Below are 13,837 nucleotides of genomic sequence, written 5' to 3' on the forward strand. Positions count from 1 at the left end.
CATACCTTGTTGAGGAAGACATGACTGACCTGTCCGTAGCCCAGAATCTGACCGAATATAAACCTGCTAACAAAGTCCGTTTCGTCACGGCTGCTTCGCTGTTCGATGGCCATGATGCCTCGATCAACATCATGCGCCGCATCCTGATGGCGAATGGCGCCGAGGTGATTCATCTGGGCCATAACCGTTCAGTCGAGGAAATCGTCACCGCTGCCTTGCAGGAAGATGCGCAAGGCATTGCGATTTCCAGCTATCAGGGCGGTCACGTTGAATATTTCAAATACATGATAGACCTGCTGAAACAGCGTGGTGGTGCGCATATCAAAGTATTTGGCGGTGGCGGCGGCGTGATCGTGCCGGAAGAAATCGCCGATCTGCATGCTTACGGTGTGACGCGTATTTTCAGTCCGGAAGACGGCCAGCGTATGGGTCTCGTCGGTATGATCTTGTCGATGATACAGGCATGCGACGTGGACTTGTCTGGCTACGCACCGACCTCGCTCGATGTGCTGAAGGAAGGCGACATCACGATCAAGCACCGCCCGCTGGCGCAACTGATTACTGCGCTGGAAAACGACAGCGTCAAACCAGAATTGCGCGCCGAATTATTGAAAGCCGCAGAGCAAACCACTGTGCCAGCATTCGGCATTACCGGCACTGGTGGCGCAGGTAAATCCTCGCTGACCGATGAGCTGATCCGCCGTATCCGCCTCGATCAGGACGATCAGCTGAATATCGCACTGATTTCTATCGATCCTTCACGCCGCAAATCCGGTGGTGCTTTGCTCGGTGACCGCATTCGTATGAATGCGATTAATCCGTGGGCGGGGCAGGTGCGCGTGTTCATGCGCTCGCTGGCAACGCGCGAAGCCGGTTCGGAAATTTCCCAGGCTTTACCCGATGTGATTGCGGCCTGCAAAGTGGCGGGCTTCGATCTGGTGATCGTTGAAACCTCCGGCATCGGTCAGGGTGATGCGGCGATTGTGCCGCATGTCGATGTATCGATGTATGTGATGACACCGGAATTCGGCGCTGCTTCTCAGTTGGAAAAAATCGACATGCTGGATTTCGCCGATTTTGTCGCGATCAATAAATTCGACCGCAAAGGTGCGCAGGATGCTTTGCGCGATGTCGCCAAACAATATCAGCGCAACCGCGAAATGTGGAGTAAAAAACCGGAAGATATGCCAGTCTATGGCACGCAGGCATCGCGCTTTAATGACGACGGCGTCACGGCGCTGTATCAGGGCTTGCTGCCAGCGCTGACCGCGCGTGGCCTGAAAGCTATTCCAGGCAAACTGGCGCCGGTAACCGTGAAATTTTCCAGCGCTAAAAACGTCATCGTGCCGCCGGCCCGCAGCCGTTATCTGGCCGAAATTGCCGACACCGTGCGCGGCTATCACAAGCATACCGGCAAGCAAGTGGTGCTCGCACGCGAACGCCAGCAACTGCACGAATCGGCGCGCATGCTGCATGAGCATCTGCATGCAAGCGGCCGCGCTCCGGTGCTCGTTCGCCCGCAGGCAGAGTCAGCTGGGTCAGCGGAATTGCAATCCCGCCTGCGTGAGAACGATATTTTGTTTGAACTGAATCAGCTCGCCAGCGACAAAGACGCCCAGCTTGATGCCGAATCCAAAAAACTGATCAGCATGTGGCCCGACATGCAGCAGGCATATTCCGGTGATGAATATGTTGTCAAAATCCGCGACAAAGAAATCCGCACCCGCCTGACTTACAAATCCTTGTCTGGCACGACGATACGCAAAGTATCCTTGCCGCGTTTTGTCGATCACGGTGAAATCCTGCGCTGGCTGATGCTGGAAAATGTGCCCGGCTCTTTCCCCTACACCGCTGGGGTGTTTGCGTTCAAACGCGAAGGTGAAGACCCGACCCGTATGTTCGCTGGTGAAGGCGATCCTTACCGCACCAACCGCCGCTTTAAACTGGTGTCGCAAGGCATGGATGCCAAACGCCTGTCGACCGCGTTTGACTCGGTCACGCTGTATGGCGCGGACCCGGCGATCCGCCCTGATATCTACGGCAAAATCGGTAATTCCGGCGTCTCGGTCGCGACGCTGGATGATATGAAAGTGCTGTACGACGGTTTTGATCTGTGCGACCCGGCGACCTCAGTGTCGATGACGATTAACGGCCCTGCACCGACGATACTGGCCTTCTTCATGAACACCGCGATTGATCAGCAAATGGATAAATTCCGCGCTGATAACAAGCGCGAACCAACTGCCGACGAAGCCGCCAAAATCCGCGCATGGGTGCTGATGAATGTGCGCGGTACGGTACAGGCTGACATTCTGAAAGAAGATCAGGGGCAGAATACCTGCATCTTCTCGACTGAATTTTCGCTCAAGGTGATGGGTGATATTCAGGAGTATTTCGTCCATCATCAGGTCCGTAATTTCTACTCGGTGTCGATTTCCGGTTACCACATCGCTGAAGCCGGTGCGAACCCGATTTCACAACTGGCATTCACGCTGTCAAACGGTTTCACTTTCGTTGAAGCCTATCTCGCCCGCGGCATGCACATTGATGATTTCGCAGCGAATCTGTCCTTCTTCTTCAGCAATGGCATGGACCCGGAATACACGGTGCTGGGCCGGGTGGCGCGCCGCATCTGGGCAGTGGCGATGCGCGACAAATACGCCGCGAATGATCGCAGCCAGAAACTGAAATATCACATTCAGACTTCGGGTCGCAGTCTGCACGCACAGGAAATCGACTTCAACGACATCCGCACGACACTGCAAGCATTGATCGCGATTTACGATAACTGCAACAGCCTGCACACCAATGCCTACGATGAAGCCATCACCACGCCGACCGATGAATCAGTCCGTCGTGCGCTGGCGATACAACTGATCATCAACCGCGAATGGGGCCTCGCGAAAAACGAAAACCCGATACAAGGCAGCTTCATCATCGAAGAACTGACCGATCTGGTGGAAGAGGCGGTGCTGCAAGAGTTTGAACGTATCGCCGAACGTGGCGGCGTACTGGGTGCAATGGAAACCGGCTACCAGCGTGGCAAGATACAGGAAGAGTCCATGCATTACGAGCACCTGAAGCATGACGGCACGCTGCCTATCATCGGTGTGAACACCTTCCGCAATCCGAAGGCAAATGACACGCCACAAAAGATAGAACTGGCACGTTCAACCGAAGAGGAAAAACAATCGCAACTCACGCGCCTGGCGGATTTTCATCAACGCCATGCCGACGTCGCACCACAAGCACTGGCAGCGTTGCAACAAGCAGCAATCAACAATGAAAACGTGTTTGCCAAACTGATGGACGCAGCACGGGTCTGTTCACTCGGCCAGATCACTACTGCTTTGTTTGAAGTGGGCGGGCAATATCGCCGCAATATGTGAGTCGATTGGCGGACTTTGTACACCCAAAAAAATCCCGGACTGGTTCCGGGATTTTTTATGATTCAAGCAAACGTTCTCAGCAAGCACCTCATTGTCAGGGTCGTCAAAAACGCTTCCACTTCAGGTGCCGCCAAGTCTCTGGGATGGCGCAGTCCTGACCAGCGTATGAAAAATCGGATCCAATAGAGATACAGTTTTTCAGTGGCGAGGCTGTAATGCTTGCACCGCAAACTATTCCGGATTTGATCCAGGAGTTTAGGGGGATGAGCGTTCATGGCAGGTTCCTGTTGTTATGCTGTATATTTAATCAGTATAACGAAAAAAAAACTATACCAGACAAGGACTTGCGAGGCATTGGGACTTGTTGCTTATTTTTCATTCATCTGTTATTTTTCCAATTTGCACTTTAAAACAAGTTAGGCCTCGATATCTACTATGGCTACCATCAACGATGAAGGAAACGTAACGGTTTGTTGCCCTGACTGCGACGGTGCTCTCTCCACATACGAGTGGCGAAGTTCCCAAGGGCAGCTTGGAGTAATAACTTCGAGTCACGATCACAGTCACTGGGGCTCAGTTCGCCTCGATTTCAGGTTGTTCCGGTGCGCCGGCTGCGGCCGCGGTGGCCTTGGCGTCATCGCCTACGCCGGCCAATATCCGGGCTCTTATCGGGAACTGTATTCCTTCTATCCTGAGGCAAGAGACCGTCTGCCGCTGCCCAAATCGGTTCCGCCCGGCATCGCCACGGAGTTCCGTGAAGGAGAGAAGTGCTTAGAAGCAGGTTGCATTCGGGCCGCCGCAGGGATGTTCCGTTCTGTTCTCGATAAGACTCTTCGTGCCAACGGTTACAAAGAGAAAAAAGGCACAACACTCGAACAACAAATTGATCTCGCAGCGGGTGATGGAGCGATTACCCAAGCTCGTAAGCGTCGGGCTCATGATGAAATTCGAGTATTGGGGAATGACGTCTTGCACGATGAATGGCAAGAAATTCCGGTAGAAGATGTTGAGGCGTCACGCCATTATTGCCAACGAATATTGGAAGACTTTTATGACGACAGAGCCTCTGTATTGGGTTTGCTCAGGAGCTCTGGCCGCACAGCCGATGAAGACAAACAACCTGCTGAATCATCCGAGATCTAACCTCTCGGTCAAGGTGCAGCCTTCGGCTGCTGGGACGTCCTGCAAGCGGGTCGCCCCTTACCTCCAACGTTAGCTTTCTTAAGAAGCGTATGCGAATACTCATAGAAGACAGGGTCGAACAAGCATTTCGGCACCTTAAGCCAGCTGAGGCTGATAAGGTTACACGGGTATTAAGCATGCTTGAGGTGGAGAGCTTTGAAAATCTCAGAACGCACTTTCAAATCCATAAGCTCTCAACGCCAGGAGAGCAGGTTTTCGTACTTCGGGCTACACCAAGACTCCGTATTCTTTTCAAATACAAAGAGGATCAAACTCTATTAATTGAAGACATTGTTTCCCACGAAGTTCTAGAGAAATTTTTCGGTGGGAGACACGGATGAAAAATTTCATTCATCATGCTCTTTCAATTCAAGAGTGCGTCAAGGAACTTACCAAATTTGAGGAGTTGCTTGCATCGAAAGCTGAGATTAAAGAGCGAGACGAGATACTTCCCTTTTTTAAGGAAAATCTCAACTTGGCAGCCTTCCTTGGCACTTATATTCCTGACATCGCGAACCCTGACAGGGTTGCGAGCGAATATGACATCTTTGGTGATTTTGCATGCGACCTGGCAGTAGGTGATTCAAAATCAGAGACATTTCTTCTTGTTGAGTTTGAGGACGCGAAGGTAGATAGCTTATTCGTAAAGAATGGCGCAAAAACCACACCCGAATGGGCACCCCGCCTTGAGCACGGATTCTCTCAGGTACTCGATTGGTTCTGGAAGTTGAGTGACATGGAGAAATCTGATGAATATGAAAACCGTTTTGGGGCACGCCATGTGGCCATTCACGGACTTGTGATTGTCGGAAGAGAGCAAAACCTAATGCCTCGCGAAAAAGCTCGGCTCAAGTGGCGGCAGGACCACACAATTGTTCACTCCAAGAAGGTATCCGTAATTACGTTTGATCAACTTGCTCGCGATCTCAAATACCGTTTGTCTAGGTATCCAGAGGCGGCGAAGGTTGATAAAAGCTAACCCATTAATCCACCAGATCTGCGCGAAATACCGAGCACGCTAGTGATTTTAGACGTAAGGCTACACATGCCATTAAGTGTCACAGCTGAAACTATTCTTCAGCCAATAGTCGAAGCGGCAATGCAGTTGATCTGCTATGGAACAGCATGCCTGATTATCCCCATCTTTACTCTCGGAGAAGTTTATGTCGAGCCATCGCCGCTGCGAGCGTTTGTAAAGTCCGGTCTTTATTCTTCCATTTTCATGACCTGAACTGGTAGCGAGCCTCGTGTCAAGCCGCAGTCAGTGCAGCATACACACGTCCGTTCCGTGTACGCCATTGGCTAAATGCGAAGAACTCAAAAGTGAAATGCCTGCAAATTGCGTTGCATGGCGCACGCAGTACGGCTTGATTCCGGCGTTATAAGATGGCATTGTGGCGAACGCCCAGGGGAAATCATGCTGGTATTATCTGGACATTCAACAGGACGAACGTCATGGAAAAACAATCTGCTTCTCGCGCTGGCGCAGCTATCGGTGCCATGATTTTTTCGGTCTTCGGCTCAGGCTGGTTGTTTTTCTGGGCTGCCAGAAGTTTTGCACAGGCTGCTGTGTCGTGGGCGTTGATTAGCTGCATGGGGCTGGCTTTGTTTTTTGCGGCTTTCCGGCAGTACCGGCGCAATCGCAAAGCGCATGCGGCCGCTGCTGAGTCACCTGAAAATAAAAAAGAGCAGCGCATTTTTAACATCGTCAATATTGCTCAGGGCGTTGCCATTTTTTTGGCCGCGAATATTGCGAAGAATATCGGGCACCCTGAATGGTTTGTGCCTGCCTTTATTTTTATTGTCGGTGCGCATTTCATCCCACTGGCCAAAGTGTTTCACAGCAGGCGACATACGGTGATTGGTGTTGCGATGATGGTTTGGGCATTGGCGTATCCGCAGCTTGCGCAGAGTGGCGCTGCTGATCCGGTCGGCTGTCTGGGCGCGGGTCTGATTCTTTGGGCTAGCGCTGTTTCTGCGTTGTTATTCCATTCTTCTGCGCAAGCTGATCCAACGGCGGCACATTAACGGCGCGATAGCAGGCTGGCTGCTTGTCGTGAACTGACCTCGGAAGTCTCTGAGATGGCGGATAAAAAAATGATAGATGACGGGAGCTGGCCTTTATCGAAATTTCTGATTGTAGGTATTCTCATTGCAGTGGCGGGCTATCTGCCGCTGCAGTTGTATATTATTTTTGGGCCGGCTGACGGCAATCCCATTGGTCTGGGGCTGCTGATGGTGATGGGAATGATGCTGGGGATGGGGGTAGTGGTGATAGGGGTGATCAAGCGCCTGATCCGCCATTTTGTGGAATAACGAATACGCTGATAAGTTCAGGTGACGATTACCCGCTCATTTGTCTTGCATCAGAATTTTGCCGCAAGAGAATGCGGATTTTTCTGTGTCCTCATTCACCTAAAATCGCTAAGGTTTCATTCCACTGTGCTATCCATGGTATCAAGAAATCGTGCTCTGCAAATGTGCGTTTCAGGCGCGGCATAGGAACGCGATAGACATCATTCAAACCCAATGCCAGAGTGACTGGATTCCAGCGCCATTTGTTTTTAGCACCTTTGGCGCTGCTTTTGACGCGCGCACCCTCGTCACCAAAAATCGCTTCGCCGCTGAGCAGGGCTTTTTCCATATTGATTTTGACCAGATGACCAAAAGCCAGCAAGACCTGCGCCTTATCTATGCCTGATTGTGATTCAGATACCGTTACTTTTTCTTCTTTGACAGGCAAGGTAGCGGTCTTTAATTGTGCCACCAGACGGCTTAAGTCTTTACGCAAAAAACGCAAGTCGTGCAGTGGTGCGCGTATGCCCGGTGGTGGTAATTGAATCGCAATCTTGTCTGCGTCTTTGGTCATGGTGATCAGCACATCGGCACTGCCCGCCGCCAGGCGTTGGGTATCGTCCTGGAAAAATATCGGCGCGGCGTAACCACCTGTGGCGTCGCCAAATAGTTCAGGATGTTGATCTGAGTAATCAAGCCAGACATAAGGCGTGACGCCGTGGGTGATTAAGGCTGGCAGATTCCATGCATTGCCAGTTTGCTGTTGCAACCAGTCGCAGGCTTCGGCAAGTGTCGCTCGATAGGCTAATTCGGTATTACTCATAAAATCATCTTTGTCGGATGTAGAAATGTCAGGTTGGGCGTCAGCATGAACGGGGGCCGATTATAGCCACGTTCGGCACAGCGCATTGCAGCGGACGCATACAATCAGCGAAGCATATCACCGGGAAACGTCTTAAAAATGCTGTTGGCGTTGCTGGGGAATATTGATTTACCATAGATGCTGTACCTGCACATACGTAAAAGGAATAGCGCCGGAAATACACATACTCCCCCCACTTTTAACATAAAAGGCGCTGACGTCCATGAATTTAAAGGGCTTTAAAATATACACGGGGGAGTATGTATTAAGCCTGGGTCAGCTAATCTGACCACCGTAACTACGTAACCGCCTTAATCGCCTTAACCCGCAAGCTCTGAAAGGATGACTCCATGTTAAAAGGTAACTGTCATTGTGGTGCTGTCAGTTGGGAATTTCGCGGTATGCCGGAAGGGGCGACTGCATGCAATTGCACTGTATGCCGGCGGTATGGTGCTTTGTGGGCATATGATTTTATTGATGAGGGCATACGTGTTCACGGACCAACCATCGCATATATCCGCGGGCGGGCGATTGAATTTCACTTTTGCGCTCATTGCGGCTGCGTCGCATACTGGCTGGCGCGTATTCCTGAAGAAGATGGCCGCCGCCGTGTCGCTGTCAATTTACGTCTGACTGAACCAGCACCGATCGCTAACATTCCGATTGATCACTTTGATGGCCTGGATACTTTCGATGATTTACCGCGAGACGGACGCTGCGTTGGCGACTACTGGTTTTGATCGCAACAACGAATTTAATAAAAGGAAAATATGGACGCAAAAATGATTACCTCGACGCTGGAATTGCCCGGTTATGAGATTAAGGAAAACGTCGGCATCGTGCGTGGCATCGTCGTGCGTTCACGCTCTATCGTCGGTTCTTTCTTCGGCGGTTTGCAGACGATCGTCGGTGGCAACATCACGATTTATACGAATATGTGCGAGCAGGCGCGCAAAGACGCTTACCGGATTATGTGTACTCAAGCCGAAAAAAATGGTGCCAATGCCATTGTCGGTATGAAATATGATGCAACTGAAGTGATGCGCGGTGTGACCGAGGTTTTGTGCTACGGTACAGCGGTGATTGTGGAGCGCAAGCAAAAATGAAAAGACTTATTCTGGCCGGTATGGTGCTGTTTATTACCGGTGTTTTTCTCGCTTTGCTGCAAATGTGGTTTGCACCCTGGAGCCATGAATTGTTCCTGAAACTTGAAATTACCCTGCTGGCGGTATTTGTCGTGCTGTTTGCGATCTGGTTTACGCGCAAAGAATATAAGGATTACAAACGCCAGCTCAGTGGTGATCGTCTCGACGATTGAGATGACAGCGTGAGTTTGCGGCGCTGACATGCGGATTTCCTGCGGGCTCATTATTCGCTCGCCTATCTATCACGTAGTATGTTTTTTTTATTTCAAGCTTGTATGACATGAAAATTTCCCGCATTGATCATATCGTTCTGACGGTTGCTGACATTGATGTCACGTGTCAGTTTTATTCGCAGGTGCTTGGTATGGACGTGGTGACGTTTGGCGAAGGCCGGAAAGCGCTCACGTTTGGTCAGCAAAAATTGAATCTGCATCAGGCCGGGAAAGAATTTGAGCCGAAAGCATCGAGGCCGACACCTGGCTCCGTCGATCTTTGTCTGATCAGTGAAACGCCGCTCAATCAAGTCGTCAGCGAACTTGAGGCTGCCGGAGTAAAAGTGACCGAGGGGCCGATACAAAGAACCGGTGCAACGGGGCCTATCGTTTCGGTGTATTTCCGCGATCCTGATCAAAATCTGATCGAAGTCTCGAACTATCTTTGAGAACTGCCATCTGAACTGATATTGGAATGGATGTTTTCGTATATCGGGCGTACAAAGTACAAGAAGCGTGCTTGTGTCTGGTGTCATTGCTGATGACGCTGCGTTCTGTTAGCTTGTTTGTTTGAGTTTTGGTAGAAACAAGGGCGTTTAAAATGAGTACATTATCCCGCCGGGAGCTGGCGCTGCAGATACTGAGTAAAACGGGGATGCAGGTGTCGAATTACTCGCCTCCGGCAGTCCGGCTGCTGTGGCGTATGGGTATTGATTGTCCGCCGCCACATTTTGCGCGATTCTGGCCAGTATTTTTTATTTCCGGAGTCTATTTTGGTGTGATGCTGGGGCTGTTTATGTGGCTAGCAACGTTATATCGACCACTCTTTTTATTATCGTCTGTTCCGTTTGGTGCAGCGATTGCCGGGTGTTGCTTTGGTTTTTTTATGGCAAGCTACTACGCGATTGGGCGCCGTAAATACCAACTGCCAAGATGGGAAGAAATTGGTGTCACCTCAGGGAACTGATCAGCACACACCAGCAAACGTCAGATCGTTTTTATCAATGTCAGGAGTCTTTATGAAATTCATTACCGTTGCCGCTTTTGCTGTCGGCATGTTGTCCTTGTCGTCGGTGTATGCGCAGAAGACCGATAGCGTTGCTCTGGCTCAGACAGCAGCAACGCAGTGGCTTGAGGTGGTCGATGGCGGTGATTACGCCGCGAGTTGGGATCAGGCCGGGAGCGTGTTTAAGGGAATGGTCGAAAAATCGAAGTGGCTTGATGCGATACAAGGTATCCGCAGCCCTTTGGGTGCGGCGAAATTTCGCAAAGTCAAATCGGCTGATTACAAAAAAAATATTCAAGGTGCACCAGAGGGCGAGTATGTGACCGTGCAATTTGAAACCACATTCGAGAATAAGAATGGGGCAATTGAGGTTGTGACGCCGATGAAAGACAAAGACGGAACCTGGCGCGTCACTGGCTACTTCGTTCACTAAGGTTCGTTGACGGCGCGACAGTCTTGAACCAGTTGGGCGCTTTCTGACGTATTCATTTTCCGTGTACGGCAAAAGAGTCCGTTTGTGCCGTAAAAAATCGTTTGCTGTTTGTTGGCATTTACCTGAAAGTCTGCCGCTGTGTCTGAAACCACGCCGCACTACATTGTCATCACGGTTGGCACCAACGGTGATCTGCATCCGATGATGCGCATTGCGCAAACCTTGCAATCGCTTGGGCGGCAGGTGACCTTCGTCAGCCATTCTTATTATGAGAACATGGTGCGGGATGCGGGACTGGCGTTTATCGGCGTTGGCACAGACGAGGAATTTCTGCGCATCCTCCGCAATCCGGATATCTGGAATCCGCGCAAAGGTCTTGCGGCATTGATGGCGAATTATGGCGAAGGTCTGCAGCAGACTATCGCCAGCATACGATCGATTTCCACTGCCGCACCGAAAATGGTGATCGCTCATCCATTCGCAGTTCCCGCTGCCATCATCGCCCGTGAGTTGGGTTTGGTGACATCTGTTGCCGCAGCTTATCTGGCGCCGTCGAATCTGCGGACTTGCCACGACCCGCTGCATATCGGTGATGTCTCGGTGCCACGCTGGGTACCGATGAGCTGGCGACGTGCGCTCTGGCATCTGGTAGAAAAGAAATGGGTAGACCCGGTTGCACTGGGTCACATCAATGCGGTACGCCTGCCTTTGGGGTTACCAGCAGTTGATTCTTTTCTGACGCATATCAGCCAGACGCCGGATCTGGCGGTAACGCTTTTTCCATCGTGGTTTGCACCAACGATGCCTGATTGGCCGCGTCCCTTGCTTGAAGGCGATTTCCAATTATTTGAAAGCAGCAAACAAGATGCTTTGTCGTCGGATTTATCTGCCTTTCTCGCTGCAGGTGAAAAACCGGTAGTGTTCACGCCGGGCACGGGCAATCTCCATGCGGTGGATTTTTTCCGGCATGCACTGGCGGCGACACAAAGCGCTGGTCGGCGTGCGATTTTTCTGACGCGCGAGCAGGCACAAATACCATCGAAGCTGCCTGCCTCTGCCATCTGGCAGGCGTATGTACCGCTGAAGGCGTTGCTGCCGCATGTCGCCGCACTTGTACATCATGGCGGCATTGGCACTACCGCTGAAGCGCTGCGCGCAGGTATCCCGCAACTCGTTGTTCCGTTTGCCTGGGATCAGTTTGATAACGGTGCCCGCATTGCCGCGATCGGCGTTGGCCAGGTGATTCCTGCGAAACGCTTACGACCTCGCAAATTGGCCCGCAGCCTGCACCATCTATGTACCTCTGATACCGTGCGGGCGCAGTGCGCCACCGTTGCCTCACGTTTCACCCCCGCATTTGATGCCACTGCCTTTTGCAAAGAAATCGAGCGCCAGTTACTTGCTATTGGTAATGGTGGTCGTTCTCTGAAAAAGAATGACTGACATTTTTGGTCGTGAAAAAAAAGTGGCCTGTAGCTTAAAAAAACATAATATTAATTTTTCTATATTTTTAGTGAGGCAATTTTTGAAGTTGTTCGATCCCATCGTCGGCGTGACGCCTATTTTTGTATGCGACGAAATTTCATTTTTTTCTTTTAAATTCCTTACTCAGAATTAACTGGGAATGCATTCTTTGTAAATGATCTGAATCGACAAGATCATGGCGGACATGGGGAAATGACAAAGAGTTGTCTTGATTAATTGATTTTTTACTGTGCCCGACAAACGATATTTTAGTCATTGGAAGAATCACATGAGCAGACATTTTCATACAGGGTTACTGCCGTTAGTATTTGTCGCAGTGACTAATTTGACCGCTTGCGTTTCTGCTCCACTTTCTTTTATCCAGGGAACGCCGCAAACTCTGACAGATTTTACGCTTTACCCCGTGCGCATCGTTTCAGTGGACGGGAGCATTCAGTTCGCCCGCCCCAGCAAACCGATTCAGATATCTCCGGGATCACGCTCTATCGTGTTCGAGGCTGCGCCAGGTTCCGGTGCAAGAAACGGTGTACAGAAGTCGTTTGCATTGAAGGTTGAGCCATGTACTCGCTACTTCCTCGCGGCCAGACGACAATTACCTATGGATGCAGATTGGTCGCTCGTCGTGGATAAGACTGAGGCAGTACCAGGCTGCAATATCGAGGACGAGTTACAAAAAGCGGCAGTTGCTGCGAACAGCCAGAACAATTGAGCGGCTTGAGTTTTTACATATGTAAAACAAGGAAGGAAGCAGATATGGAAAACATCATGATGTTGGCGACAGCGCTGGGTATCGTTGGTGGTGGCTTGTGTGCTTATATGGCCTGCAAGTCACTCGTTCTTGTTTGGCCTCAGTTATTCACGCCACCCCATTTTGCAATGGCGGGGGCAGTCATCGGAGCATTGATAATTTTATTACCATCAGTTTTTTTTGCATTGGTGGTCGGCGGCAATCTTGGCGGTGCCTTGGGTGATATCGCGGGATCGGCTGTGGGATGGGGTACAGGTATTGTTCCGGTTGGCTTAGCGCTTGGGATTGCTGCAGTCTTCAGTGGCAGTTTGATTGCCGGAAGTCTGATCGGAGGCCTTTTGGGTAAGGCGTTCGCTTCCGTGCTTTCTTATTCAATGTTACGCTGAGCATCGATATACCGTGCATTTTACTGCTGTATAGGTTGTAGTAAATGCATGAAAAAATACCATGCGCTCATATTTTCATTCTGATAATAGTTATAATTTAATACTTTAGACTAATCAGAATTCATATGAGCCACAATTCCAGACACGCTATCTTTGCGCTGTTGCCTATGCTACTGGCATCTTCTCTTGGATTGGCGCAGGAAGTGAAACCTCAATACACCATAAAAGATGAAGTGCGTACAGGTTCTAATATCCGGCGTGACCAGGTCACTGGTTTTAAGATAGCGATGAATTTGCCGTTTGAGAAGCTACCCGCAGCCGACAGAGCACAACTAAATTCTTTGTATGAGCATATTGCAGAGGGTGATGAACCTCCGTTCCCGCTGAAAGGCCTGCAGATGATCTATGACCCCTTGCGGGAAGCACATAATAAGTTGTATGACCGCGGACAGCTCAGCATGTTAGCCACTGTGGACGCTGAGGGAGCGGTTCAGGAGGTTAAACTTTTGCAGTCGCCTAGCCCGGAAATGACCAGATTCGCGGCAAATCTCTTGTACCTGATACGTTTTAAACCAGCAAAATGCGGAGGGAAAGTCTGTGTCATGGATTTTCCTGTCCGGTTGTCGTTTGAGTGATGTGCTCTTGATTGCTATCAGCTCAGAAATAATAAGCAAGCAACCATGCAGGTGGAAAA

Annotated in this window: 17 protein-coding genes; 15 read left to right on the plus strand and 2 right to left on the minus strand. The window is 50.6% G+C overall.

Going from position 1 to position 13,837, the window contains the following annotated elements; translation table 11 throughout:
- Nucleotides 1–20: 20 nt before the first annotated feature.
- A complete protein-coding gene (locus Undi14_RS01625; protein WP_200177678.1) occupies nucleotides 21–3,389 on the plus strand; it encodes a methylmalonyl-CoA mutase family protein in 3,369 nt (1,122 codons plus the stop codon).
- A 62-nt stretch (nucleotides 3,390–3,451) separates the two neighbouring features.
- Here the strand turns inward: Undi14_RS01625 and Undi14_RS01630 are convergent, their stop codons facing one another.
- Nucleotides 3,452–3,664: a phage integrase N-terminal SAM-like domain-containing protein gene (locus tag Undi14_RS01630; RefSeq protein WP_200177679.1), complete on the minus strand. Its 213-nt coding sequence runs from the start codon at nucleotides 3,662–3,664 to the stop codon at nucleotides 3,452–3,454.
- 160 nt (nucleotides 3,665–3,824) lie between these two features.
- Between Undi14_RS01630 and Undi14_RS01635 the strand changes: the two genes are divergently transcribed.
- The 4 genes from Undi14_RS01635 (at nucleotide 3,825) to Undi14_RS01650 (ending at nucleotide 6,887) form a co-directional block, all read left to right on the plus strand.
- Nucleotides 3,825–4,532: a DUF4145 domain-containing protein gene (locus Undi14_RS01635; RefSeq protein ID WP_200177680.1), complete on the plus strand. Its 708-nt coding sequence runs from the start codon at nucleotides 3,825–3,827 to the stop codon at nucleotides 4,530–4,532.
- A gap of 376 nt (nucleotides 4,533–4,908) precedes the next feature.
- The gene (locus tag Undi14_RS01640) at nucleotides 4,909–5,550 is read left to right on the plus strand and encodes a Shedu immune nuclease family protein (protein WP_200177681.1); all 642 of its coding nucleotides are present in this window, start codon (nucleotides 4,909–4,911) and stop codon (nucleotides 5,548–5,550) included.
- Nucleotides 5,551–6,026: 476 nt separating this feature from the next.
- Nucleotides 6,027–6,599: a hypothetical protein gene (locus Undi14_RS01645; protein ID WP_200177682.1), complete on the plus strand. Its 573-nt coding sequence runs from the start codon at nucleotides 6,027–6,029 to the stop codon at nucleotides 6,597–6,599.
- A 54-nt stretch (nucleotides 6,600–6,653) separates the two neighbouring features.
- Nucleotides 6,654–6,887, plus strand: coding sequence for a hypothetical protein (locus Undi14_RS01650; protein WP_200177683.1), 234 nt, complete (start codon nucleotides 6,654–6,656; stop codon nucleotides 6,885–6,887).
- A gap of 91 nt (nucleotides 6,888–6,978) precedes the next feature.
- Here Undi14_RS01650 and Undi14_RS01655 read toward each other — a convergent pair whose 3' ends face one another.
- Complete coding sequence (locus Undi14_RS01655) at nucleotides 6,979–7,689, minus strand: hypothetical protein (RefSeq protein ID WP_200177684.1); 711 nt, start codon at nucleotides 7,687–7,689, stop codon at nucleotides 6,979–6,981.
- Nucleotides 7,690–8,078: 389 nt separating this feature from the next.
- Between Undi14_RS01655 and Undi14_RS01660 the strand changes: the two genes are divergently transcribed.
- From Undi14_RS01660 to Undi14_RS01705, 10 genes are all read left to right on the plus strand, one after another.
- Nucleotides 8,079–8,468, plus strand: a complete 390-nt coding sequence (locus Undi14_RS01660; RefSeq protein WP_200177685.1) for a GFA family protein — start codon at nucleotides 8,079–8,081, stop codon at nucleotides 8,466–8,468.
- A gap of 30 nt (nucleotides 8,469–8,498) precedes the next feature.
- On the plus strand, nucleotides 8,499–8,834 hold the full coding sequence (locus Undi14_RS01665) for a YbjQ family protein (RefSeq protein ID WP_186883910.1): 336 nt from the start codon (nucleotides 8,499–8,501) through the stop codon (nucleotides 8,832–8,834).
- A complete protein-coding gene (locus Undi14_RS01670; protein WP_200177686.1) occupies nucleotides 8,831–9,046 on the plus strand; it encodes a hypothetical protein in 216 nt (71 codons plus the stop codon). Before Undi14_RS01665 ends, Undi14_RS01670 begins: the two co-directional genes overlap by 4 nt.
- Nucleotides 9,047–9,153: 107 nt before the next feature.
- Nucleotides 9,154–9,534, plus strand: a complete 381-nt coding sequence (locus Undi14_RS01675; RefSeq protein ID WP_200177687.1) for a VOC family protein — start codon at nucleotides 9,154–9,156, stop codon at nucleotides 9,532–9,534.
- 152 nt (nucleotides 9,535–9,686) lie between these two features.
- A complete protein-coding gene (locus Undi14_RS01680) occupies nucleotides 9,687–10,052 on the plus strand; it encodes a DUF6404 family protein (protein ID WP_200177688.1) in 366 nt (121 codons plus the stop codon).
- Nucleotides 10,053–10,104: 52 nt separating this feature from the next.
- Nucleotides 10,105–10,524, plus strand: coding sequence for a DUF4019 domain-containing protein (locus Undi14_RS01685; RefSeq protein ID WP_200177689.1), 420 nt, complete (start codon nucleotides 10,105–10,107; stop codon nucleotides 10,522–10,524).
- A gap of 138 nt (nucleotides 10,525–10,662) precedes the next feature.
- Complete coding sequence (locus Undi14_RS18490) at nucleotides 10,663–11,967, plus strand: glycosyltransferase (protein WP_200177690.1); 1,305 nt, start codon at nucleotides 10,663–10,665, stop codon at nucleotides 11,965–11,967.
- 445 nt (nucleotides 11,968–12,412) lie between these two features.
- On the plus strand, nucleotides 12,413–12,718 hold the full coding sequence (locus Undi14_RS01695) for a hypothetical protein (RefSeq protein ID WP_200177691.1): 306 nt from the start codon (nucleotides 12,413–12,415) through the stop codon (nucleotides 12,716–12,718).
- 44 nt (nucleotides 12,719–12,762) lie between these two features.
- Entirely contained in the window at nucleotides 12,763–13,143 is a 381-nt protein-coding gene (locus tag Undi14_RS01700) for a hypothetical protein (RefSeq protein WP_200177692.1), read from the plus strand.
- Between the two features lie 125 nt (nucleotides 13,144–13,268).
- Nucleotides 13,269–13,778 (plus strand): energy transducer TonB, encoded by a 510-nt coding sequence (locus Undi14_RS01705; RefSeq protein WP_200177693.1) that lies wholly within the window; start codon nucleotides 13,269–13,271, stop codon nucleotides 13,776–13,778.
- The last annotated feature ends 59 nt before the right edge of the window (nucleotides 13,779–13,837 follow it).

Source organism: Undibacterium sp. 14-3-2 (assembly GCF_016595265.1).
In the GTDB taxonomy this organism is placed as follows: Bacteria; Pseudomonadota; Gammaproteobacteria; order Burkholderiales; family Burkholderiaceae_D; genus Undibacterium; species Undibacterium aquatile.